At 44.9% G+C, this 24396-nt stretch carries 29 protein-coding genes; 22 read left to right on the top strand and 7 right to left on the bottom strand.

Annotated features, from left to right (window positions below):
- The first annotated feature begins 1 nt into the window (after nucleotide 1).
- From SUN_RS11275 to SUN_RS11220, 12 genes are all read left to right on the top strand, one after another.
- A complete protein-coding gene (locus SUN_RS11275) occupies nucleotides 2-529 on the top strand; it encodes a c-type cytochrome (RefSeq protein ID WP_012083944.1) in 528 nt (175 codons plus the stop codon).
- 53 nt (nucleotides 530-582) lie between these two features.
- Entirely contained in the window at nucleotides 583-1494 is a 912-nt protein-coding gene (locus SUN_RS11270; protein ID WP_012083943.1) for a NapH/MauN family ferredoxin-type protein, read from the top strand.
- Entirely contained in the window at nucleotides 1495-2136 is a 642-nt protein-coding gene (locus SUN_RS11265; protein ID WP_173255963.1) for an ABC transporter ATP-binding protein, read from the top strand.
- Complete coding sequence (locus SUN_RS11260) at nucleotides 2123-2596, top strand: hypothetical protein (RefSeq protein WP_012083941.1); 474 nt, start codon at nucleotides 2123-2125, stop codon at nucleotides 2594-2596. Before SUN_RS11265 ends, SUN_RS11260 begins: the two co-directional genes overlap by 14 nt.
- Nucleotides 2596-3423 carry an ABC transporter permease gene (locus SUN_RS11255; RefSeq protein WP_012083940.1) on the top strand — a complete coding sequence of 276 codons (828 nt, stop codon included), beginning with the start codon at nucleotides 2596-2598 and terminating at the stop codon, nucleotides 3421-3423. Before SUN_RS11260 ends, SUN_RS11255 begins: the two co-directional genes overlap by 1 nt.
- Nucleotides 3424-3432: 9 nt before the next feature.
- Nucleotides 3433-3912: a nitrous oxide reductase accessory protein NosL gene (locus SUN_RS11250; RefSeq protein WP_012083939.1), complete on the top strand. Its 480-nt coding sequence runs from the start codon at nucleotides 3433-3435 to the stop codon at nucleotides 3910-3912.
- A gap of 219 nt (nucleotides 3913-4131) precedes the next feature.
- A complete protein-coding gene (locus SUN_RS11245; protein WP_012083938.1) occupies nucleotides 4132-4653 on the top strand; it encodes a PAS domain-containing protein in 522 nt (173 codons plus the stop codon).
- Nucleotides 4654-4667: 14 nt separating this feature from the next.
- Entirely contained in the window at nucleotides 4668-5192 is a 525-nt protein-coding gene (locus SUN_RS11240) for a hypothetical protein (RefSeq protein ID WP_012083937.1), read from the top strand.
- An 87-nt stretch (nucleotides 5193-5279) separates the two neighbouring features.
- Nucleotides 5280-5507, top strand: coding sequence for an acyl carrier protein (gene acpP / locus SUN_RS11235; protein WP_012083936.1), 228 nt, complete (start codon nucleotides 5280-5282; stop codon nucleotides 5505-5507).
- A 101-nt stretch (nucleotides 5508-5608) separates the two neighbouring features.
- Nucleotides 5609-6826, top strand: a complete 1218-nt coding sequence (locus SUN_RS11230; protein ID WP_012083935.1) for a beta-ketoacyl-ACP synthase II — start codon at nucleotides 5609-5611, stop codon at nucleotides 6824-6826.
- Nucleotides 6827-6835: 9 nt separating this feature from the next.
- Nucleotides 6836-7774, top strand: a complete 939-nt coding sequence (gene accA / locus SUN_RS11225; RefSeq protein ID WP_012083934.1) for an acetyl-CoA carboxylase carboxyl transferase subunit alpha — start codon at nucleotides 6836-6838, stop codon at nucleotides 7772-7774.
- Nucleotides 7775-7780: 6 nt separating this feature from the next.
- Complete coding sequence (locus tag SUN_RS11220) at nucleotides 7781-8398, top strand: DedA family protein (protein WP_012083933.1); 618 nt, start codon at nucleotides 7781-7783, stop codon at nucleotides 8396-8398.
- Here the strand turns inward: SUN_RS11220 and dbpA are convergent.
- From dbpA to rpmB, 5 genes are all read right to left on the bottom strand, one after another.
- The gene (dbpA, locus tag SUN_RS11215) at nucleotides 8395-9756 is read right to left on the bottom strand and encodes an ATP-dependent RNA helicase DbpA (protein WP_012083932.1); all 1362 of its coding nucleotides are present in this window, start codon (nucleotides 9754-9756) and stop codon (nucleotides 8395-8397) included. The two genes, SUN_RS11220 and dbpA, sit on opposite strands and share 4 nt — an antisense overlap.
- A gap of 89 nt (nucleotides 9757-9845) precedes the next feature.
- A complete protein-coding gene (locus SUN_RS11210; RefSeq protein ID WP_012083931.1) occupies nucleotides 9846-10070 on the bottom strand; it encodes a YdcH family protein in 225 nt (74 codons plus the stop codon).
- 62 nt (nucleotides 10071-10132) lie between these two features.
- Complete coding sequence (argJ, locus tag SUN_RS11205; protein WP_012083930.1) at nucleotides 10133-11329, bottom strand: bifunctional glutamate N-acetyltransferase/amino-acid acetyltransferase ArgJ; 1197 nt, start codon at nucleotides 11327-11329, stop codon at nucleotides 10133-10135.
- Nucleotides 11330-11387: 58 nt separating this feature from the next.
- On the bottom strand, nucleotides 11388-12518 hold the full coding sequence (locus tag SUN_RS11200) for a potassium channel family protein (RefSeq protein WP_012083929.1): 1131 nt from the start codon (nucleotides 12516-12518) through the stop codon (nucleotides 11388-11390).
- Nucleotides 12519-12551: 33 nt separating this feature from the next.
- On the bottom strand, nucleotides 12552-12761 hold the full coding sequence (rpmB, locus tag SUN_RS11195; protein ID WP_012083928.1) for a 50S ribosomal protein L28: 210 nt from the start codon (nucleotides 12759-12761) through the stop codon (nucleotides 12552-12554).
- Between the two features lie 175 nt (nucleotides 12762-12936).
- Between rpmB and SUN_RS11190 the strand changes: the two genes are divergently transcribed.
- From SUN_RS11190 to SUN_RS11175, 4 genes are all read left to right on the top strand, one after another.
- Nucleotides 12937-15192, top strand: a complete 2256-nt coding sequence (locus tag SUN_RS11190; protein WP_012083927.1) for a mechanosensitive ion channel family protein — start codon at nucleotides 12937-12939, stop codon at nucleotides 15190-15192.
- A gap of 57 nt (nucleotides 15193-15249) precedes the next feature.
- Entirely contained in the window at nucleotides 15250-15891 is a 642-nt protein-coding gene (rpe, locus tag SUN_RS11185; RefSeq protein ID WP_012083926.1) for a ribulose-phosphate 3-epimerase, read from the top strand.
- Nucleotides 15892-16001: 110 nt separating this feature from the next.
- Nucleotides 16002-16592, top strand: a complete 591-nt coding sequence (locus tag SUN_RS11180) for a phosphoribosylanthranilate isomerase (RefSeq protein ID WP_012083925.1) — start codon at nucleotides 16002-16004, stop codon at nucleotides 16590-16592.
- A complete protein-coding gene (locus tag SUN_RS11175) occupies nucleotides 16576-17394 on the top strand; it encodes a 3'-5' exonuclease (protein WP_012083924.1) in 819 nt (272 codons plus the stop codon). The genes SUN_RS11180 and SUN_RS11175 overlap by 17 nt, the downstream gene beginning before the upstream one ends.
- Here the strand turns inward: SUN_RS11175 and SUN_RS11170 are convergent.
- On the bottom strand, nucleotides 17369-17590 hold the full coding sequence (locus tag SUN_RS11170) for a hypothetical protein (protein ID WP_041672772.1): 222 nt from the start codon (nucleotides 17588-17590) through the stop codon (nucleotides 17369-17371). The genes SUN_RS11175 and SUN_RS11170 overlap by 26 nt on opposite strands.
- 33 nt (nucleotides 17591-17623) lie before the next feature.
- On the bottom strand, nucleotides 17624-17842 hold the full coding sequence (locus tag SUN_RS11165; protein WP_041672771.1) for a hypothetical protein: 219 nt from the start codon (nucleotides 17840-17842) through the stop codon (nucleotides 17624-17626).
- A 101-nt stretch (nucleotides 17843-17943) separates the two neighbouring features.
- On the opposite strand from SUN_RS11165, the gene uvrB reads away from it, so the two are divergent.
- From uvrB to SUN_RS11135, 6 genes are all read left to right on the top strand, one after another.
- Nucleotides 17944-19917 carry an excinuclease ABC subunit UvrB gene (uvrB, locus tag SUN_RS11160; RefSeq protein WP_012083923.1) on the top strand — a complete coding sequence of 658 codons (1974 nt, stop codon included), beginning with the start codon at nucleotides 17944-17946 and terminating at the stop codon, nucleotides 19915-19917.
- Between the two features lie 126 nt (nucleotides 19918-20043).
- A complete protein-coding gene (locus SUN_RS11155) occupies nucleotides 20044-22131 on the top strand; it encodes an RNA degradosome polyphosphate kinase (RefSeq protein WP_012083922.1) in 2088 nt (695 codons plus the stop codon).
- A 9-nt stretch (nucleotides 22132-22140) separates the two neighbouring features.
- Nucleotides 22141-22665: a gamma carbonic anhydrase family protein gene (locus tag SUN_RS11150; RefSeq protein ID WP_012083921.1), complete on the top strand. Its 525-nt coding sequence runs from the start codon at nucleotides 22141-22143 to the stop codon at nucleotides 22663-22665.
- 182 nt (nucleotides 22666-22847) lie between these two features.
- The gene (locus tag SUN_RS11145) at nucleotides 22848-23498 is read left to right on the top strand and encodes an EI24 domain-containing protein (protein WP_012083920.1); all 651 of its coding nucleotides are present in this window, start codon (nucleotides 22848-22850) and stop codon (nucleotides 23496-23498) included.
- Nucleotides 23499-23601: 103 nt separating this feature from the next.
- Nucleotides 23602-23946 (top strand): type II secretion system protein, encoded by a 345-nt coding sequence (locus SUN_RS11140; protein ID WP_255322702.1) that lies wholly within the window; start codon nucleotides 23602-23604, stop codon nucleotides 23944-23946.
- Nucleotides 23947-24066: 120 nt separating this feature from the next.
- Complete coding sequence (locus SUN_RS11135) at nucleotides 24067-24396, top strand: type II secretion system protein (protein WP_012083918.1); 330 nt, start codon at nucleotides 24067-24069, stop codon at nucleotides 24394-24396.

The following is a 24396-nucleotide window of genomic DNA, read 5'->3' as shown; positions in this document are numbered from 1 at the left end:
AATGAAACACATATTAGCTGCAATCGTAACCGTACTTGCATTGGGAGCAATGTTTATGGTCTATCAGTCAGACAGAGAAGTGAACAAGTTGGAAGAGATCCAGAAAATGATCGCCAAAACACAGATAAAAGTAAAACTTGATACAGGTACACAGCCTGTAACACAGGAAGCTCCTGTAGAAAAAATGAGCAATGCTGATATCGAAAAAGAACAGGCAAAGAAAAAGAAAGAGCTGGATGAGAAACTTCAGGCTCTGAAAAATAAAGCTGGAAATGTCGCAGCATTCAGTGTAAGCCCGCTTTATAAGCAGAAATGTTCTTCCTGTCACGGAGTGAACGGTGAAGGGATCATTGGCCCGAAACTGGTAGGCCTGAGTGCAGAAACCGTGCATCAGGATCTGACAGATTTCAAATCCGGAAAAAGAAAGAATTACGTGATGTATGGATTGCTCAGCAAAATGAATGAGAGCCAGATGCAGGCACTTGCAGACGAGATCGGTTCATTCGAGCAGAAGCTCAAAGAGCAGTAACAGTAAAGCCCAAGCAGTTCCAAACTGCTTGGAAGCTTCATAAAGGATAGCAAATGGACAGATATAACGGTAGTGTCAGGGAGCTGATCAATGCACCGCTCCTGAGTACCTTGTATTATAAGACACAGGCTGGTAAGTTCAGACTGACACTTAGGGCATGGAGATGGTTGAGTATTATCATTATCAACCTTCTTTTCTTCCTCTCTTTCCATATCGACCTGCAGATGCTGGAAGGTACACTGAACGGATCGAGACTCTTTGGATTTCACTTGATCGACCCTTTCACCGCGCTGGAGATCTTTGCTGCAGAGCACCATTTTCATACGAATGTGATCATCGGGTCTGTAACGCTGATCGTATTTTATTTTCTAGTTGGAGGAAAAGCATACTGCTCATGGGTATGCCCTTACGGACTTCTGAGTGAAATAGGAGAGCGCATCCATCAGATACTTGTACGAAAGAAGATCATCAAAGAGCACAAATTCACACCGAATGTGCGTTTTGTATTCTGGGCGATCTTTTTGGCTGCTGCAGCGATAGACGGTTATCTGGTCTTTGAAGTACTCAATCCAATCGGCTATATCAGCCGTGCGATCACGTACGGATGGAGCCTGGCTTTGGTATGGGTACTGGTCGTACTTACTATAGAGATTTTTTACTCGAGAAGAGCATGGTGCAAATATGTCTGCCCTGTAGGAACGACCTACAATATGCTTGGCTGGGTCAGCATGACCAAAGTCAAATGGGATATGAATAAGTGTGACCACTGCGGTGCCTGTCTGAATGCCTGTTTTGAGGACCATGTGCTGGAATTCATCAAGCCCAAATACGACAAAGAGCGTAAAGAAAAAGGCGTTGAGACACAGCTGGTGGTCAATGGCGACTGTACTCTCTGCGGAAGGTGTTTCGATGTATGTCATACCGATGCATATAATTATGATTTCAGATTGAAGGATATGGTATAGATGTTGGTTCAAGCTGAAAATGTCAACAAGACATTTATGGGAAGCAAAGTACTGGACAATGTAAACCTGGACATCGAACAGGGTGACCGCATTGCGATGATGGGCCCCAACGGTGCGGGGAAGACTACACTGGTTAGGGCCATGCTCGGGTTTTACCATATCGACAGCGGAAAGATAAGCGTCAATGGATTTGATCCTGTCAAAAACAGGGTAGATGTGTTGAAGAACATCTCTTTCATCCCGCAGCTCCCCCCGCCGGTTAAATTAAGTCTGGAAGAGTTGCTATTGTATGTAGAACAAAGTTCGGGGGTTTCGAGAATAAAAATATTTGAAGAGTCCGACAGAATGGATCTTGATCTTGAAAAACATATCTCCAAGCCTTTTTTCAAACTTTCCGGAGGGATGAAGCAGAAACTTCTGATTGCGATTGCACTTTCCAAGAAGAGTGATCTGCTTATTTTTGATGAACCCACAGCCAATCTTGACCCCAAAGGGCGGGAAAAATTCTATGAGCTTCTTACGGAGATCGACACAGAGTGTTCAACCCTTTTCATTACACACAGACTCGATGAGATAGAAGGGCTGGTCAATCGGAAGATCTATATGGACCTGGGAAAGGTGGTAGAAGATGAAAGAATTTAGTTTCTCTCTCTTGATGGGGATATTTCTTTTACTTGGCTTTTCGGGATGTGAAAAGAAACCGGTAGGAGCGGTACAGCAGATGCACTGGGACAGAGATATGTGCGAACGTTGTAAAATGGCGATCAGCGAACGTAAATTCGCAGTGCAGATCATTGACCCCAAAACAGGGAAAGATTACAAGTTCGATGATATCGGCTGCGCCGTACTGTGGATGGATGAAGAGAAGATCCCATGGAAAGATAAAGCGATCATCTGGATCACCGATGCAAAGACAGGTGAATGGATAGATGCACGAAAAGCAAAATATACGTATGGTGCCATTACCCCTATGGCTTTTGGCTTTGCTGCGTATACAAAAAAGACACTGCAAAAAAATGCGAAAACATTTGATTTTGCCACAGTGGCCCAAAAGATAAGAGAGACAGAAAAACAAAACAGTAAAAAAGTAAGGAGCTATTGATGAAAAATCTTTTTCTGGTAGCATACCTGGATGTGAAAGAGTCACTGCGTTCAAAATGGTTTTATGTCTATTCGGTAGTGTTCGGCGGCCTGATGGCACTCTTTTTCATTTCGGGCGTCTCTGACTCCGTCGTGATGGGGTTTACCGGCCTTAGCCGTATGCTACTGATCTTTATACAGGTTACGATCATCATTCTGCCTATATTTATACTGATTACCACGGTCAAATCGATCTCGGGAGACAGGGAGAGTAATGTGCTGGAATATATGCTCTCATTCCCTGTATCATTGAACGATTACTACTGGGGCAAGATGTTGGGACGTTTTTTGACAGTCTTCATGCCGGTCTTTCTTGCGCTGATCCTCGGGGTCATTTTCGGTCTTTTTAAAGGTGGAGAGATGCCATGGCATATGGTATTTCTTTACTCGACGCTGCTTTTTTCTTTGAGTTTTGTTTTTTTGGGCTTAGCATTCTTCCTCTCAACTATCGTCAAGTCAACGGATATTGCATTGGGGAGTTCTTTTGTCGTATGGATAGCCATGCTGGCATTCATCGACATTGCACTGATGGGACTGATGCTGCAGAACAGAATGAGTGATGGATTGATCGTCACGCTGGCCATGCTCAACCCCATAGAAGTGTTCCGGATAGGGGCTATTTCGCTCTTCGATCCCGAATTGACGGTTATCGGGCCTGTAGCCTATTATCTGCTCGATACACTCGGATCGACATTTTTGATGATCTATGCGATTATTTATCCTATTATCATAGGTGCACTTTTGGCTTATTTTGGCTATATTGCTTTTAGAAAAAAAGATCTTTTATAAGGAGTGTCGATGAAAAAAACTATTTTAAGTCTGTTGCTGTGTAGCGGTATAGGTATCGCAGGGACATCCTTTAACACCAAGGTTCTGTTGCTTGACCAGAATGCATCGGATCCTGTCTACCAGCTGCCGTTGAAAAAATATGAAAAATGGCTCTGTGAAGCAGAACTTAAAAACAAGAAAAAGGTGCAGTTCGTTTCGGTCAAAGCGATGATGCAGGCCTACCAGCATCAGGAGTATTTCATCAAGCATCATTTGCTGCCGACCGGTATCAAAACGATGTATGTGCAGGATTTTATCAGCGGACAGAGAGTAGATGCTACCAAAGCGGTCTACGTCTTTGGCAGTAGAGTTAACGGACCGCACGGAGATGATCTCATCCCGTTTGTATCGGAAGAGAATGCCAAACTTTTCATGATGAAGCATGGGGGAACCAAAATCCTGCCGTTTTCAAAGTTAAGCAAAGGTTTGATCCGGTATCTGGATATGTGAGCAGCGTTAAAAAATCGACACCTGCGTGTCGATTTTAGCTGCGAAACTGGAGCGGTCGTAACGAAGTGAAGCCGCGGAGGCTGGAAACCCTGTTAAAAAATCGACACCTGCGTGTCGATTTTGGCTGCGAAAGCTGAGCCATGAAGGCTGAAAAAAAAGAGTGGGATTATAGCAATAGTTCTTTGCATCAAAAATGATTTTAATAAAAAGGATTTAACCATGAAAAGACCAGAACCCATCAATGAAGAGATAGTACTTAAAAACAATGTCTATATAGAGAGTGAGACCGATCTGAAGGGTATTATCACGTATGTGAATGACTACTTTGCAGAGATCTCTCGCTATACCAAAGAGGAGCTTATCGGCCAGCCGCACAGCATTGTTCGGCATCCTGACATGCCAAGAATACTCTTTAAGATACTCTGGGACAGGATACAGAACGGGCATAACTTTATCGCCGCGGTCAAAAATCTTGCCAAGGACGGGAGATACTATTGGGTATTTACCGATTTCGACATACTCAGAGACGAAAATGGAGAACCGGTAGGATACAAAGCTTCAAGGAAGAAAATATCCAAACATGTGACAGATATATTGGACCCGATCTATAAAAAACTGGTCGAGATCGAAAAAGAGGGCGGGATGGAAGCTTCCGAGAAGTATCTGACCGACTTTTTAAAGTCCCATGGCGATGATATTACCGTGGACAATATGCTCGAAGAGATACATAGACTTTATTAGGAAAAGGCTGTAAAATGCGTACATTATTTACAACATTGCTGATACTGATAGTGACAGTGACATTTTCACCTGCAACAATGAAATGTGGCCCGGGGAAATGTGGCAGTGCAATGAAAATGCCGGAAGGGAAGAAGGTCTTTAAAGGCAATACTGCACGCCAGCCCATTGACATTACTCCCAAAACTTATCAGTGTTCACAGTGTAATATGTTCGTGAATGATCCTGATTATGCAGCAGAGCTCATAACGAATGAGGGTATGACCTATTTCTTTGATGATATTGGATGTCTGGTCAAATGGATACAGAAGCACTCTTCTGCAGATTCGAAGATGTTCGTCAGATCCCTTGATACACATAGATGGGTCGATGCGCGAAAAGCCTGGTACTCACGTACCGATAGCACACCAATGCATTATGGTTTTGGTGCTTATGAAAAGAAAACAAAAGATCTTATCTCTTTTCAAACTATGGAGAGTCTGATATTGAAAGGTAAAACCCTCCGTGATCCAGCTGTAAAAAAGTTGCTTTTACAGCCCTAATTTCTCTAAAAAGCCCAATCCTTTCAAGCTTTGTTATTCTTTTTTTGATATAATACCCTGTATTTTAACAAACTTAAGGAGAAATCAATGGCATTGTTTGATGATGTAAAAGAAGTAGTTGTAGAGCAACTGAATGTGAGCCCGGACGAGGTAAAAGAAGATTCTAAATTTGTAGAGGACCTTGGGGCGGACAGTCTTGATGTCGTTGAGTTGGTAATGGCACTTGAAGAGAAGTTCGATATCGAAATTCCTGATGATCAGGCAGAAGCGATCGCTACTGTCGGTGATGCGATCAAGTTCATCGAAAACGTATAACCCATGCACACTCCCTTTGCGGGGAGGATGTATAACATATATCTCAATCCATTTCATGATGTGTTGATATATATCTTATTTAAGCAGAGACAGGAGAGCCAGTGAGAAGAGTAGTAGTAACAGGTTTGGGAATGGTCAACTCCCTTGGACTTGATAAAGAGAGTGCATTTTCCGCCATTGTTGAGGGTAAATGTGGTATTCATACCATAGAACTGTTTGACCCTGAAAAGCATACGGCAAGAATCGCGGGTGAAGTCAGGGACTTTGATCCGTTGAGCGTTATGGATGCCAAAGAGGTAAAAAAGGCAGACAGGTTCATTCAACTTGGACTCAAAGCAGCAGCGGAAGCAATGGAGGATGCCAAGATCACGGATGACATAGATAGAGAAACTTTCGGAGTTGCATCTGCATCAGGTATTGGTGGATTAGCGAATATCGAAAAGAACTCGGTCATCTGTGAGAATAGAGGGCCAAGAAGGATCTCTCCTTTCTTCATCCCTTCCTCTCTGGTAAATATGCTCGGCGGTTTTGTCTCGATCTATCAAAATCTTAAGGGGCCGAACTTATCCTCTGTAACTGCTTGTGCGGCAAGCACGCATGCCATTGCAGAAGCAGCAAAGTCCATTATCGTGGGAACAGCTGACAAAATGTTGGTAGTAGGTGCGGAAGCTGCTGTCTGTCCTGTAGGTGTAGGCGGCTTTGCAGCAATGAAAGCGCTCTCTACAAGAAATGACGATCCCCAGACTGCTTCAAGACCGTTCGATGCCGACCGTGACGGGTTTGTTATGGGTGAAGGTGCGGGCGCACTGGTACTTGAAGTCTACGAAGATGCGGTGGCACGCGGTGCGACAATCTATGGAGAGCTCATTGGATTTGGTGAAAGCGGTGACGCGAATCACATCACTACACCAACCATGGACGGTCCGCTTCGTGCTATGACAATGGCCTATAAAATGGCCGGTGAACCTAAAGTGGACTATGTCAATGCACATGGAACGTCCACGCCGGTCAACGACAAGAATGAAACAGCTGCACTCAAAGAGCTGTTCGGTGGTAAAGAGAATTGTCCTCCTGTAAGTTCCATTAAAGGGCAGGTGGGACATTGTCTTGGGGCTGCAGGTGCTATTGAAGCCGTTACCTCACTTATGGCGATGAGAGATGGTATAGTACCTCCGACCATTAACTATACAACTCCAGATGAGAACTGTGATCTTGACTATGTGCCAAATGAGGCAAGAAAAGCGGATCTCAATGTGGTTATGAGTAACTCTTTTGGTTTTGGTGGTACAAACGGTGTCGTCATCTTTAAAAAAGTATAAGGACAAAGCATGGCAACCTATCTGGATTTTGAAAGTAAAATAGAGAAGATACAACACGAGATTGTATCGGCCCATGCCATTGCTAACCTGGAAGCTGTAGAAAAATATCAGAAAGAGCTTGAAAAAGAGATTGAGAAGACCTTTGGTTCTCTAAGTGATTATCAAAAACTTCAACTGGCGCGTCACCCCGACAGGCCTTATTCACTTGACTACATCAAACTACTGATGGATGATGCCTATGAGATCCACGGGGACCGTGCGTTCCGTGATGACCCGGCTATTCTCTGTTATATCGGATGGATCGGCGGTCAGAAGACCATGCTCATCGGTGAGCAGAAAGGCCGTGGTGTCAAGAACAAGATCAAGAGAAATTTCGGTATGCCAAACCCGGAAGGGTACAGAAAGGCACTCCGTGCAGTCAGACTGGCAGAAAAATTCGATATTCCTGTACTGATGCTTATAGACACTCCGGGTGCCTATCCGGGCCTGGGTGCTGAAGAAAGAGGGCAGAGTGAAGCAATCGCAAGGAACCTTTTTGAGTTTTCGGCAACGAAGGTGCCTATGATCTCCATCGTGATCGGAGAAGGTGGTTCTGGCGGTGCGCTTGCTATCGGTGTGGCAGACAAACTCGCTATGCTGCGTTATTCTGTTTTTGCCGTTATCTCTCCCGAGGGATGTTCGGCAATCCTCTGGAACGATCCTTCCAAGGTAGAGACGGCGACCAAAGCATTGAAGATTACCCCAAGCGATCTTCTGGAACATAAACTGGTCGATGACGTACTTGATGAACCGCTTATCGGTGCGCACCGTGACAAGGTCACCACGGCGGAAGCCATTAAAACATATTTCCTGGAAAGTGTCAAAGCACTCAGGGAACTCTCTCTTGATGAGATGCTGGATCAGCGCTATAAACGACTGACCGCTGTTGGTGCCTATTCTGAAAAATAACTCTGTATGATACATGAAATAGCCGCTGCTCTCGTTGATGCAATAGGGAGTATGGGGTACTGGGGTATCTTTCTTCTGATGTTCCTCGAGAGCACTTTCTTCCCTTTTCCCAGCGAGATTATTATGATACCGGCAGGCTATCTTGCCTACAATGGGGAGATGAATGTCTATCTTGTCGTGCTGATCGGTATCTTAGGCTCTGTAGGTGGAGCACTTTTCAATTACCATCTCGCAATGCATTTTGGTCGACGCTTTCTGTTAAAATACGGTAAATACTTTTTTATCAAAGCAGAGACTCTAGACAAATTGGAAACATTTTTTAACAGACACGGAGAACTCTCCACTTTCAACGGAAGACTGATCCCGGGTATACGTCAGCTCATTTCCCTGCCGGCAGGATTGGCACGTATGGATATTATGCGTTTTTCACTCTATTCGGCACTGGGTGCCGGTATCTGGATCGTGGTGCTGGTTGCGTTGGGCTACCTTTTGGGTTCAAACGAGAAGCTCATCTCCGAGTATCTCCATACGGCAACACTGATCGCATTGATCTCCGTGGCCTTTATTACCATTTTCTATATCGTAAGACACAAACGCAAAGAAGAGATCCTGGATGGGGATTAATCCACTCTCCAGGCAATATACTTTTTCTTTTTGATTTTCACTCTTTTTAGTGCTTTCAGGACTTTATCAACCACGGTATGATGCAAAGCGATATATGCTTTTGTATCAGTGATGATAATCTTGCCTATCTCTGTATTATCGATACCTATCTCTTTGCAGAATGTTCCCAGTATATCTCCTGCACGCAACTTGGTCTTCTTCCCTCCATTGAGGCAAATGGTATCGAATTCGGAAAGCATTTTGAAGTTTGCATCGACACGAAGATCCTTAGGGTCTGCCTGTTTTGCCTGAGAAGTGATCCAGGAACATTTTTCGCTGTCATTGGGAGCATAGAGAGATATTGCCATACCGGTGGCATCGGCACGTCCTGTCCGGCCGATACGGTGTGTGTAGACCTCTTTGTCAAAAGGCAGGTCGTAGTTGATCACCAGTGAAATATCTTTGATATCCAGTCCGCGTGAGGCAACATCTGTAGCGACCATAATCCTTTTGGATCGGTTGGAAAAGAGAATGACCGCTTCATTGCGTTCCCTCTGGTCGAGATCACCGTGTATATCAATGACTGAGTGGCCACGCTGTTGCAGTCTGTCCGCCAGGGAAATGACTTCTGCCTTTGTGTTGCAGAAAATGAGAAGTGAGTCTGGTTTATAGGAGCCTATGAGGGCATTGAGTGTTTTGAACTTGTCTGGTGTCTCATAGACAAGCTCATTGATCTTCATAGCTTCCTGTACCGTATCTACTTTAATGGTCAGAGGATCTTTAAGCAGGGCTTTTGCCAGAGATTCTATCTTGGGAGGGAAGGTTGCCGAGAAGAGTAGTGTCTGTTTCTGTTTTGGCATATTGGAGCCAATTTTGATGATCTCCTCATAAAATCCCATATCGAGCATACGGTCCGCTTCATCAAGTACCAGGGTCTTGATACTTTCAAGTGTCAATGTCCCTTTGGCAAGATGGTCCTGTATCCGTCCAGGGGTCCCTATGAGAATATGTGCTCCCTTTGCCAATGAGTCAGCCTGTGCCCGCAGTGGAACACCACCATAGAGTGTCAGTATTTTGAGATTGGCTTTGTAGGCAGCGATCTTTCTTAGTTCCATGGCAACCTGTTCTGCCAGTTCTCTGGTCGGAGTAATGACAATGGTCTGCGGTTTGTTGCTTTTTACATCAGTACCCATAACAGCGGGAATGCCGAACGCCAGTGTTTTCCCCGACCCGGTCTTGGACTGTGCAAGGATGTCCTTTCCCTTCAGGATAGGACCGATACTCTTTTGCTGTATCTCTGTCATTGTAGTGAAACCGAGTGTTTCAAGGGTGCCTAAAAGGGCTTCGGGTATATTGGGTATCGTATTGAATGCTGTCATGGAGTGGTTTCCTGGTAGTGCTTATGGGATATGAATGAAATAAAAAGTAGGAGGTGAATAGTGCGGGCGAACAGCCCGCTAAAACAGGATTATGCTTTGGATTTTCTGTAATCCATAATCATTTTATAAGCTTCATCTTTAAGAAGAAGTTTCTCTTTTTTCAATGTTTCAAGTTCTATGTCTGTCATTGGGATACGACCTGCTTCTGCATCTTCTACTTTCTGGTCAAGCTCATTATGCTTTTCGAAGATTTTTGCGAAGTGTGCATTTTGCTGTTTAAGTTCGTGGATCTCGTCTCTATATTCGTGTAACATTGTTACTCCTAATGTATATTTTGGATGTATTTTATCGTTTTTGTGTTTAGAGCTATGTTAAATCAAGTTCTGTACTCGGCATTGATCTTTACATACTCATAGCTCAGGTCACACCCGTAGGAGGTATAGGCTCCCTCTCCCATGCCAAGGTCACAGGTGACTGTGAACTGATCCTGTTTCATGATCCTGTAAGCATGATCTTCGCGCTCTTTATCAAGTTCTCTGAAGGTGTCGGAATAGATAAGCAGATCATCATAGTGAATGGTCAGTCTTGTGTCGTCACAGGCCACCCCACTTGCACCTATAGTCGAAGCGATACGCCCCCAGTTAGGGTCTTCTCCGAAGAGTGCCGTTTTGACAAGCAAAGAATTGCTCAATGCTGCGGAAGCCTTCTGTGCTTCCTCTTCATTGAGTGCGCCTTTGACTTCAAAGGCAACCAGTTTGTTGGCACCTTCTCCATCCTTGAGTATCATCATGGCCAGTTCGAACATGAGTTTGTTCAGAACACTGGCAAAAGCTTGTTTGTCGTAGGTGGCACTTTGTCCATTGGCGAGGAGCATAGCCGTATCGTTGGTGGAAGTGTCGCCATCGACAGAGATACGGTTGAATGACTGCTCTGTCCCCTCATGCAGTAAGGTATTCATATCGGATTTTGGAATATCCGCATCGGTAATGATGAAGCAGAGCATCGTAGCCATAGCCGGATTGATCATCCCCGCACCTTTGCAGATGGCGGCAATATTGAATTGACTGCCGTCAGAAAGTTCTATACGGTAGGCAAGCTCTTTTTTAAAACTGTCCGTTGTCATAATGGCACGTGCGGTCTTATCTGAATGCTTTGCATTGAAATCCAGTGTGTCAAATGCTTTAACGATCCTGTCAACCGGAAGGCGGTAGCCGATCACCCCTGTAGAGCTCATAACGGGGTTGAGTACATCTGTTTTGGAGGAGAGTGTTGACAGGATAGTGTCAATATCTTCAATGCCTTTCTCTCCCGTCATCGCATTGGCATTCTTGGCGTTGATGAGCACGAAATTAGTCTGAAAATCCTCTCCATAATGCTGATAGTGTTTGATAGGCGCAGCCTGAAACGTATTGGAAGTAAAAACGGATGTAATATCACAGGGTACTTCGGAACGGATGAAGGCTACATCCCCCTGATCGGGATCAGGTCGCATGCCGACATTGACAGCATCGCAGTAAAAGCCTTGAACATTCTCAAGACCGTTCTCTAGTGGTGTAATTTTATAGTTAGACATAATGTTTTCCTTTTTTGACATGAATGTAGATTTATGTCAAAATTTTTAATTTCTAATGTTATATGTATTTCAGCTCTTCGGGTTTTTCTTTTTTACGGATGATCTTCTTGGCATGCCTGATCCCGTCTTCCGTGCCGATCAGAAGCAGTTTGGATTCGGGCATGATGATTGTATCGCCCTTTGGCATAGGGATGAACACACCGTCTTTCTGTCTGATACCGATAATGGTCACATTGGCGATGTCCCTGAAACGTGCTGTCTTGATCTTCTTGAGGACAAGCCAGGATGTTTTGGAAACCTTCGCTTCTTCCATATCAAGCGGCGTATCTTTTTTGTAGAGGAACTCCTGTAAAAGGTTCTCCATATCAGGGCGTGCCGCCATGGCATTGATACGTTCTGCCATCAGTTTGGTGGCTGTCACCACTTTGTTGGCACCGAGTTTCAGCAGTTTCTGGTCATCTTCATTGCTTTTGGCATTGGCAATAATGAGAAATTTCCGCTTACGGCCTATTTCACTTTCGTACAGACGGGCTGAAGCGATCGTTGCAATATTGTCCGCAACATTGTCCGCCAGGGTAATGACACCCTTGGCTGAAGAGAGATGTGATTTCAGTATCCCTTCTTCCGTGTGTGCTTCTGCCGTGACGAAGTATGGGTAGTGGTGCTTTTTGGCGATTTCTTCCATATCTTCTCTCGGGTCGACGACCACAAAGGGGATATGGTTGGCACGCAGCTGTTTGGTGACCTGTATGGTGAATTCGTTGTGGTAACAGACAACAAAGTGCTGTTTCAGTCTGGCGATCTCGTAAAGCATTCTACGCTCCTTGACAATTTTTTGGAAGTCTCCCTTCTTGACCACTTCGGCAATGATACCCACGGCGATAGAGAAGACGATAAACCCGAATATGATGAGGGTGATGGTAAAGATACGTCCCATATCCGAAATAGGCCGTATTTCACCAAAACCAACCGTCGTAAATGTGATCCCGGTCTGGTAGATGGCATCCATAAGTGGAAAATGATCGATGACCATATAGCCTATTGTGCCCAAAAGCATAATAAGAACGGTAAGTATAAGAGGGAATCTGAACGGTGCTAAATGAGCATAAAATTCATCATTCAGTGTAATGTGGGGTTTTTGCGCGCTTCTCCAGCCGAGAAACTTTTTAAGCTTTTCTATAGAAGTCATGATAAGAGAGTATACCCTCTCCTATCTGAAAGATTAATTTGCCGCTGCAGCTTGCGCAGCTTTTTTCTTCATGGTTCTAAGTGTAGAAGCTGCAACCTTAACTCTTTTAGTTGTTCCGTCTTCCATTGTGATCTTTACCGATCTCAAGTTTGGAAGCTGTCTTCTTTTTGTCTTGTTGTTTGCGTGAGAAACGTTGTTTCCTACCAGTGGGCCTTTTCCAGATACTGAACATCTTCTTGACATAATATTTCCTTCATTGAATTACGTTCGCTTTGAACAAACGTGAAAAATTTGTGCGATTATAGACAAAATGAGCATAAAATTTGCTTAAGCCGTTATTCAGATAGCGCATCGATGCAATATGAAACCTCGCGAAAAACTTTTCGTTATAATAATACAGAGAGTGAAAGGTGAAAGTATGCAAAAATATTTTTTGGTCATGATATCATGTATGATTTTCCTGACGGGTGCTTTGTCATCTGAGACACTGTGGAGCGGAAAGTGGCATGTGTTCTGGCAACAGGGTGCCTTTGTGGTACAGCTGCAGCAGCAGGGAAATGAAGTTAACGGAACCTATCAGCCCAATAACGGCATTTTGAGAGGAATGGCAGAGGGAAGGATATTCAAAGGTGTTTCCGTAAACCGGCAGCATACCAATCATTTTTTGTTTACGCTCAGTCCTGACGGGGATGCCTTCTTCGGCAACATGCAAAGTGGTGACTGGATCGCGGGAAACCGTGTCAAAGAGACAGGGGCCCAGAAAAAATATTCCCTGGACACTTCGCATCCTTTCACGACGATGTATGCTTTCCTGAAATTGGGAAATCAGGTACGGGATGGCGATTATGAAGCACTGGAAAAGGCCATTGAACTCATCTCTTTCAACAAGGAACAGCAGGCATATTTTTACGGAAAACGTATGATGCTGATACGAAAATTCTTTCAAATGCTCGATCTCTGTACCGTACACAAGTTTGACTTTCCGTCGAACATCGAAGGAAACCGGACCAAAGTGGTGTTTCATCAGGCCGGAACGGATAATACGGTAGAGGTAACGTTCGTAAAAGAGGATACCGGGAAGGGCTGGAAGATCAAGTTTCCTGCAGAAGATGAGATCGATACGAAGCTGAAAGAAATGCTTCAGGCATACGGCCTTACAGAACTTGACCCAAGCAAAAATCTGCAATTGGCCAACCCCAGAGATACCATGCGTACGTTCATCGAACAGAACGAGCGCTGGGAGAAGGGAGGTAAAACCTATGTTATCTCAACCTTGAACCTTTCTGCCGTGGATCCTGCTATCTGGGAGTGGCAGGCACCGCTGCTTTCGCATTATCTTCTGGGGGTGATAGACCGTGTGAGTGATTTTGTGTATCAGGAAATACCCAATAACCCCAAAAGCAGAATGCCTTATGTCTATTTTTACCATCCTATAGGCAGTATCATCATCGCTCCATATGAGGTGAAGGGAAAGATACGCTGGCAGTTCACCCCTGAAACACTTGAGAATATCGAGGCACTGTACGAAGCGATGGAGGATGTCCCTCCCAAGGTAAAAACAGTTGTCAGAAGTGAAAATGCACTCTATTTCACCCTGAAGGGGTATGCAAAATCGATCTCACCCCTTCTGATAAAAAAGGTGTACGATACGGCTTTGTGGCAGATTATTCTGCTTGTACTGATCGTTCTGCTTGCCCTTTTTGTCAGCTACCTAAGCAAATGGATCACCTTTGCCCTCGGAAAAAAATTCTACCTGACAAAACGCTGGAGTAAAGAGATGATCACTTTGCGTTTCCTCAGGCCGGCACAATTGATCATTTTTGCCTTTATCCTTCTGTATGGCGCGCATCAGTTGGGCCTTTCCGATTTCCTTTTCTCTGTGATCAAGACCTTTTCCTATCTGTTGATCATCGTAGGTGTAACCTGGATCCTTTACAATCTGATATCCATTATGTTCGCTGCCTTGCAGATCCATGCCAGACGAACCTCCACAGACGTGGATGAGATCATTATTTCCCTCTCAGGCAGTATTCTTCGTATTCTTTTGATCACCGGAGCAGTGTTTGTCGTGGCGGAAGTGCTTCATATCCCGTACAAAACCGTGCTTGCAGGTTTGGGGATAGGTGGATTGGCATTCGCTATTGCTGCAAAAGACACCATTGCCAACTTTTTCGGATCTGCCATTATCATTTCAGACCAGCCATTCAAAACCGGCGATCGTATCAAAATAGGAGATGACGTGGGTGTGATCATTAATGTAGGGATACGTTCGACGAAGATCCGGACGACCTACGATACCATTCTGACCATTCCTAACAACAAGATCACCTCTGAAATGATCGACAATTATTCCGCACGTGAAGCGATGCGGGTCGATACGAAATTCCTCTTTGCGCTCGATACACCAAAAGAATTACTGGATGAGATCGACCGGAAAGTCTCCGAATTCCTCCACAACCACCCCGATGTGGATCATGAGAAGATCATCCTTACCGGTGTTAACGACTATACTATCCATGGTATCCTTTTTGAACTGCGTTTCTTTGTCAAGGCGGACAATGAGACGATGTACAGTGATATACGTCACAGAATAGTTACAGACATAGGTACAATGATCAAAGAGAATGGGATCGAACTGATATTCATCAATTTTGAAGGAGGAGAAGAGGTCTGAAATGAATACCTCTTACCAACGCTGTGCTATAATACGCCAATTTCAAAAAGGAAAACCATGTTAGTAGCCCCAAGTATACTCTCTGCGGATTTCGGTCATCTTGCACGTGATGTCAAAGCGATCTGTGAAGGAGGATGTGACCTTGTGCATGTTGATGTGATGGATGGGCACTTCGTCCCCAACCTGACTATCGGTCCTGTTGTTGTGGAAGCTGTGGCTAAGGCGGCTACCAAACCGTTGGATATTCACCTCATGGTGGAGAACAACAGTTTCTTTGTCGATCTTTTTGCACCGTTGAAACCGGAATTCATTTCTTTTCATATCGAAGAGGAAAAACATCCGCACAGACTGGTACAGAAGATCCGCTCACTGGGTATTAGACCGTCGATTGTACTGAACCCACATACACTGCCTGAAGCGGTAGAGTTCCTTCTTGAAGATCTCGGCATGGTATTGCTTATGAGTGTCAATCCCGGTTTCGGAGGACAGAAGTTCATTCCTTCCGTGATCGAAAAAGCTCAGCGTCTCAAAACGCTGATCGAGAAACGCAATCCGAACTGTCTGATAGAAGTGGACGGCGGGGTCAATGATGTGAATGTAAAAGAGTTGGCGGCAGCAGGGGTTGATGTGGTTGTGGCAGGGTCCTACGTTTTTAAGCATCCCAACGGGGTCAAAGAGGCGATCGCCTCATTGAAATAATGTAGGGTGCATAACCACGCACCGTATAATAAAATTGGCAAACAATCAAATTTTTGCCGAAAGGCTTTACAAAAGGTGCGTAGTTACGCACCCTACGAGGGGGGAGAAGGATGAGAGTCAAAATATGCGGTATCACCAATCTGAGAGATGCGCTTCATGCAGTGGAATGCGGAGCGGATGCACTTGGGTTTGTCTTTTATAACGAGTCACCGCGTTACATAACACCCAAAGATGCCAAGCGCATCATCGATCAGCTGCCTCCTTTTGTAGAGAGGGTGGGGCTTTTTGTCAATGAGGGAGTGGAGACCATCGATACGGTCTGCAGATATTCGGATATTTCTCTCGCACAGATCCATTTTGATGTGGATGAAGAATCTCTCGATGCCATTTCACTCAAAACCCTGCCTGTGGTACGTGCACGGACAGCTGAAGATGTGCACCGGTTCCCGGACCGGTATCGTCTGGTTGATGCCTATTGTGAAGCGTACGGGGGAAGCGGAAAACGTTTGAATCTTGAATGGTTCGACGGTGTGGACTGTTCCAGGATCATTCTTGCGGGGGGATTGACACCGGACAATGTAAATGAAGTCAAACAGTACGGTTTTTACGGTGTCGATGTCAGTTCCGGAGTGGAATCGGTCAAGGGTAAGAAAGACCTGCAAAAAGTGGAGCGGTTCCTGCGCAATGCGAAAAGTCTTTGATGAACTGACATCCGCATTCCGGAAACATGGTGGAATTCTGAATGAAGAGCAGTATCAACATATTGCCATCAAACATACAACGCTGCTTGAAGACAGCGATACGATCTTCATACTGCTGCAGGCTTCAGGCTATCCTATTGAACAGGATGAAAAGGGTCGCTATCTGCTTAAGACCTTCTTTACCCCCTACCAGGAACAGCGCTATTGTGTCATAGACATAGAGACCAACGGCAGCAAACCCGGAACTTCTCAGGTCATAGAGATCGGTGCGGTGATGGTGGAAAAAGGGGAAATCGTCGACAGGTTGGAAACCTTTGTGGAGTGTGCCTTCCTTCCCGAATATATCACGAAGATCACTGGTATAGAACCGATTGATCTGAAAGACGCTCCGACGCGAAGGGCTGCGCTGACACAGTTGCGACAGTTCATGGGCGATGCGGTCTTTGTTGCGCACAATGCGAACTTTGACTACAGCTTTCTGACCGCTTCATTCGAGCGCTTCGGCCTGGGAGGTATCGGCAATCCGAAACTCTGTACTATTGACCTTGCCAAACGGACCTTCGAAAGTGAACGTTACGGCTTGGCCTATCTGATCGATTTTCTCGGAATTGAAACGGCAACACATCACCGTGCCTACAGTGATGCGCTCTGTGCCGAAAAAGTGATGGAAAAGAGTTTTGAGAATCTGCCGGAGTATGTCAAGACGACAGATGATCTTCTGCAGTTCTCCATTTCAAGCAGGAAGCAGAGAACCCAAAAGAATAAAGATAAGGCTACTACAGCCCGTCCAGTGTCTCGATAAGCAGTTCTATCTCATCTTCATAGGAAGTGGCCTGCTTGGCCAGACGAAGATAGGCTTTGAGGAGTTTATCGGGTTTGTTGTCCGTATGCAGGTTGACACCGGCATTAGAAAGGTCTTTGTTGATGAAATCTGCAAATTCATCTTCAAGCTTGATCTCATATCTGTTTCCGCAGACGGTAAGTCCTACATTTTTCATTCAAAATCCTTTAGATTTTTCGAGATCAAAACTTTACGACAGTAAAGCTTCTACCTGTGCGATGATCTTTTCGATCTCAGCATCTTTTTCCGTCAACTCTCTTTTTAGCGACTCGATGATACTGTCTTTCTCGCTCTGTGAACCCGATACGTTTGCAAGCTCTGTTTTCAACTGCTCATTTTCTCTTTTGAGTGCTTCGTGATCCGCTTTCCATTGGGTGATCTTTTCCTGTAATTTCTGTAGGGCTGACATTTGCTTCTCCGTAATATTTTGTTGTGTTATAATAGCGAAAATAATTAAAATTTTAGAAGTATTTTTATATTTAAAGCATTTATTATAATTTTGGAGATACCTTGCCTAATTTTACCGTAAATAGTCCTTACAGTCCTGCCGGTGATCAACCTGCTGCCATCGATTCTCTTGTCAAATCCATTGAGTCAGGCAACCGTTACCAGACACTACTTGGGGTAACTGGTTCAGGGAAGACCTATACAATGGCAAAGGTGATAGAGAAGACCAAAAAACCTACGCTCATTATGACGCATAATAAAACACTGGCGGCACAGCTCTATTCGGAGTTCAAGAGTTTTTTCCCTAACAATCATGTAGAGTATTTCATCTCCTACTATGACTACTATCAGCCGGAAGCCTATCTGCCGCGCCAGGATCTTTTCATAGAAAAAGACTCTTCCATCAATGAAGAACTGGAGCGTTTGCGTTTGAGTACGACAGCCTCCCTGCTCAGTCATGATGATGTCATCGTCATCGCATCTGTCTCTGCCAACTATGGTCTGGGTTCACCGGAGGATTACAAGACCATCGTGCAGAAACTCGTCGTGGGAGAGGAGTACAACCAGAAAGAACTACTGCTCAAATTCGTCGACATGGGATACAAACGAAATGATGAGTTCTTCGATATCGGAAATTTCCGGGTCAGTGGAGAAGTAGTGGATATCTATCCGGCCTATTCAGATGAATTTGCTATACGCATAGAGTTCTTCGGGGATGAGGTGGAGGCGATCTATGAGTTCAACTCGCTGACAGGAGAAAAGAACAGGGATCTCAAGGAAGTCACTGTTTATTCTGCCAACCAGTTCATCGTCAGTAAAGAGAAACTGGCGCGGGCGGTCAAAACCATCGAAGAGGAACTGGACGAGCGTCTGTCCTATTTTCAGAAAGAGGACCGGATGATCGAGTATAATCGTCTGAAACAGAGAACGGAATTCGATCTGGAAATGATAGAGGCGACGGGGATGTGTAAAGGGATCGAGAACTATTCGCGCCATCTTACGGGTAAGAAACCTGGAGAGACTCCATACTCTATGATGGATTACTTCGAAGCGATGCATGATGACTACCTTGTGATCGTCGATGAATCACATGTTTCCCTTTCTCAGTTCCGGGGGATGTATGCCGGGGATAGAAGCAGGAAAGAGGTGCTGGTAGATCATGGTTTCAGACTTCCTTCCGCACTTGACAATAGACCTCTGATGTTTGACGAATACATCAATAAAGCACCCCATTACCTTTTTGTCTCCGCAACGCCTGCACCATTGGAAATAGAGCTTTCCTCCGTAGTGGCTGAACAGGTGGTACGCCCGACAGGACTGCTTGATCCGGAGATAGAAGTGATCGACAGTACCTACCAGGTAGAGAACCTTCACGACAGAATGAAACCGATAATCGAAAGAGGAGAACGCATACTTGTCACCGTGTTGACAAAAAAGATGGCGGAGGAGTTGACAAGTTACTACAACGACCTTGGTCTAAAAGCGCGCTATATGCACTCTGATCTCGATGCGATAGAACGGAATCAGGTGATCCGTTCACTGCGTCTTGGAGAATTCGACATCCTCGTGGGGATCAACCTTCTCAGGGAGGGGCTTGACCTTCCTGAAGTGAGCCTGGTGGCTATACTCGATGCGGACAAAGAGGGCTTTTTGCGTTCAAAGACCTCACTCATACAGACTGCCGGAAGGGCGGCGAGGAATGCCAATGGTAAAGTACTTATGTATGCCAAGAAGATGACGGACTCCATGAAAGCGACCATTGAGACCACCCAGCAAAGAAGAGAGAAGCAGATCGTCTACAACAAAAAGCATGGCATTACCCCCACTACGACTATACGGGAGTTGGATGCCAACCTGAAAGTGGAAGATGCCGGAGAGCTTTACAACAAACGAAGCAAACTTGACAAAATGCCCAAAGCGGAACGTCAACAGCTTGTCAAGGAACTCAAGGCAAAAATGCTTGCAGCAGCGAAAAATCTGGAATTTGAAGAGGCGGCACGTTTGCGTGATGAGATCGCGAAGGTGAAAAAACTGTAGTTTGGCACGGCCAAACCTACGATGGAGCGATTTTTTGCTATAATACTCTCAATATAAAGCGGAGCCACTGCACCGCATACAATAATTATTCATATTACCTATATTAATTTTTTCCGAAGGAAACAGATGGCTATAGATCTTGATTCATCACAACTCTATTTCAACCGTGAACTCTCATGGCTGCAGTTCAATTCACGTGTCCTGGCACAGGCGCTTGACGAAAAGCTGCCCCCGCTTGAAAGGCTGAAATTCCTTGCGATCTACGGGACTAATCTCGATGAATTCTATATGATACGCGTTGCAGGTCTGAAGGCGCTTTTCAAGGCGCGCATACAGGAGACCGGCGCAGACAAGCTCACACCGACCGAACAGCTGGACGCAATACGGGAATACCTGCACAAAGAGCAGGAAGTACTTGAAAACTGTTATGCCTCCATCATCTCCGAATTGCACAGCCATGGGGTGCATGTCAAGAATTTCGACGCACTGAATGCCGATGAAAAGTCACAGATTGAAGAGATATTTTTCAATGAGATCTTTCCTGTTATCATACCCATCGCGGTGGATGCAACGCACCCGTTTCCGCACCTGAACAATCTCAGTTTCGGTCTGGCGATGACGCTCCAGGATGATTCGAAAAATATCAAGCACGGGTTGATCCGCATACCGAGGATCCTTCCGCGTTTCATTCATGTTGACCATACCTTTGTTCCCATCGAAAGTGTAGTGGAATATTTTGCCTCTGAACTTTTTCCGGGCTTTACACATCTTGCTTCTACTCCGTTCAGGGTAACTAGAAATGCCGATATCGAGATAGAAGAGGAAGAAGCGGATGATTTCCTCGAAATTCTTCAGGAAGGTCTGCGTTCAAGGAACAAAGGGTCTCTGATCCGCTTGGAGCTGATGGATGGGGCCGATGAAGGGCTTCTACATTTTTTGCTTTCCCATCTCGATCTCGACGAGAACGATATCTACTCCTATAAAGGGGTACCGCTGAATCTCGGTACGCTGTGGCAGATCGTAGGCGACAAAGCACTTTCGCATCTTGTGCTGCCGACCTTCACCCCCAAAACACTGCCGCCTCTGGACAGTGAGAATATTTTCGATGCCATCGAAAAACAGGATATACTGCTCTACCACCCTTTCGACAGTTTTGAACCGGTCGTACAGTTCATTAAGGAAGCAGCCGCCGACCCCGATACGCTTGCCATTCGTATGACCCTGTACCGTGCGGGGCAGAAATCACCCATTATCAAAGCGCTGATCGATGCGGTCAGGGACGGGAAACAGGTGATGGTACTGGTAGAGCTCAAAGCCCGTTTCGATGAAGAGAACAACCTGCGCTGGGCCAAAGCGCTTGAAGATGCCGGGGCACATGTCGTTTACGGTATCCCGGGTCTCAAGGTCCATGCGAAGATCGCACAGGTCATCAAACGAAAAGGGAAGAAGCTGCAAAGCTATGTCCATCTGGCAACAGGGAATTACAACCCCAGTACAGCCAAGATCTATACGGATATCTCCTACTTTACCTCCAAAGAGGCTTTCGGCAACGATGCAACGCACTTCTTCCATTTTCTGACTGGTTTTTCCACCTATACCAAGCTCGATACTCTGTTCATGGCTCCGGTGCAGATCAAGCCCAAGCTGATCAAACTCATCGAAAAAGAGGGGAAGCAGGGAAAGAACGGACATATCATCCTCAAAGCAAACTCACTGGTGGATAAAGATATCATCAAGTCACTCTACCTGGCTTCGCAGGAAGGCTGCAAGATTGACCTGATCATCCGCGGTATTTGTTGTCTTAAACCGGGGATCAAAGGGGTGAGCGAGAACATCACTGTCTCTTCGATCATCGGTAAGTATCTTGAACATCCGAGGATCTACTACTTCAAGCACAACAAAGTCAACTGTTTCATCTCGTCTGCAGACCTGATGCCCCGAAACCTGATCCGCCGTATCGAGCTTATGACGCCTATTCTTGAAGAAAAACTGACACAGAAGATTGTGCAGATACTAATGCTCCAACTGGCAGATAACCAGCTTCGCTGGGAACTGCAGGAAGATGGTAACTATGTCAAAGTACCGATGCTCGGAAAAGCGATCAACAACCATGAAGTACTCGAGCAGTATGTCAACAAAATTTATGACAAAACCAAAAAAGAGACACCGGATTATGTCAGCCGGCTGGCAAGCAGAATACTCAAAGAGTCGTAGGAGAAAAAAATGATCTTAAAATTCAAAGAATGGACACCACAACTCAAAAAGAATGCCTGGATAGCCGAAGGGGCTTCGGTCATAGGCCGTGTCACGATGGGAGAGGACTCGGCTGTATGGTTCGGTTGTGTAGTACGCGGTGATGTACACTTCATCACCATAGGCGACAGAAGCAATATTCAGGACTTGAGCATGATCCATGTGACCCACCATAAAAAAGCCGATATGTCCGATGGAAACCCTACACACATCGGCAACGATGTCACGGTAGGTCACCGTGTGATGCTGCACGGATGTACCATCGAAGATGCCTGCCTCATAGGGATGAGCGCTACCATACTTGACGGTGCGGTCATCGGCAAAGAGTCGATCGTGGGTGCAGGAAGTCTCGTGACCAAGAACAAGAAGTTCCCGCCAAGATCACTCATCATGGGGAGCCCTGCCAAAGTAGTGCGGGAATTGACAAATGAAGAAGTCGCTGAGCTGTATGCTTCGGCGGAACGGTATGTGAAATTCAAGAATGAGTACCAATAGGAACGTATCTTTCCAAAACATGGAGTTACTTCATCCTGAATGTATTTCAGAATCTCTCCAGAACTCAAAAATAATCTGAAAAAGAAAGAAGATCCTGAAACGAGTTGCCCAGAGGAAATGCCTTGGGGTGCAGGATGACGCGGTAATAAATAAAAGTTGAGATAAAAAGGAATCAAAGCAATATGAACAAAATCATCACCAAAAGCATACAGGATATTTTATCAGGAGAAGTCCTCCTTTTCGTACTGAAGATCACGTTCGCTTCGCTAATCGTCACGGCGCTCTTTGTCTGGATTTTCGGTAGTTTCCTCTCGAAATTCATCACGACCTATCTCTCATGGATCCCCTGGGAGTGGCTGCAGACGACCGGTGCATCAGTAGCCACCATGGCGATCGCCTATATGCTTTTCATCGTTGTCATCTCGGTGGTCACTTCCCTGATGGTAGAACCACTGCTTATCAAGCTGGCAAAAAAGCACTATCCGAAAGTACCGGTGGTCGGTTCGCCAAATATTTCCGTCTCTGTCATGCTGAGCATCAAAGCCGCACTTATTTTCTTATTGCTTTTCCTTTTTACCTTTCCTCTGATCTTTATTCCTGTAGTCGGCCAGGTTTGGATGCTATGGCTCTGGTCCATCATCCTAAAAGTACCGACGGCTTATGATGTGAGTTCTCTGTTCATCAGTGACAAAAAGATCATCAAAGAGAAAACAAAAAAATCAACCTATATTGCTATGATCGCTTCACTCTTCAACTATGTACCGGTACTGAATATCTTTGCTCCGGTCTTTGCACAGATATTGTTTTTACATTATATTTTGAGGGATGCTTAACCCAAAATTTAACATTTTTATATCTCTTTAAGCTATATAGTCCTATAATAAAATTAGACCAATTATTGAATTGGTACTAAAATTTATTTTCAGGAGTTTAATCATGAGAGGAACATCTAACATGAGAAGCGGATTCACAATGATCGAATTGATCTTTGTTATTGTAATTATCGGTATTTTGGCAGCAGTTGCCATTCCAAAACTAGCAGCAACTAGAGATGATGCAAAAAATGCAAAAGACTGTCAGAATGTTGTAACATGTTTGACTGACTTGGCTGCTACATATACGGCTACAGGGACAGCGGATTCTTCTACAAAAGCTTGTTCGGATGCAAGTTCATTTATTACTTTTGGTGCTACATCAGCAACATATGGTGGAGCTATTTCAAACTGTAACGCTGATACAAGTGCTGTGGTATTTGGTGGAACAGCCGGTATCTCGATCTAATATTTAATCTGTATAAACGTACAGTGACCTCTTCCGAATAAGAGGGGGTCTTTAGTAATTATATATTCTTCTTTTTTTTAATTCCAACAGTAACTATATTTTTTGTTTGAAGGTAAATTCATGAAACAAGCTTTTACTATGATTGAACTGATTTTTGTTATTGTCATTATTGGTATATTGGCAGCCGTAGCCCTGCCCAAGCTGGCAGCAACAAGAGATGATGCAAGAAATGCTGCTGATTGTCAAAATGTCGTAACATGTTTGACCGACATAGCTGCAACCTACACAGCCAAAGGAACCCTCTCTTCACCACCAATATCCACGGCATGTGATGCCGCTTCAGGATTTGTTACCTATACGAGTGAGTCTGCAACATACAATGGATCCATTCCAAACTGCAGTGCCTCCGCCGGCACTATTGTGTTTGCTGCTGCAAAGATTTCGCTCTAA

Source organism: Sulfurovum sp. NBC37-1 (assembly GCF_000010345.1).
Taxonomy (GTDB): Bacteria; Campylobacterota; Campylobacteria; order Campylobacterales; family Sulfurovaceae; genus Sulfurovum.
The sequence above is the reverse complement of the archived record's forward strand: the minus strand, read 5'-3'. Positions and strand labels throughout refer to the sequence as shown.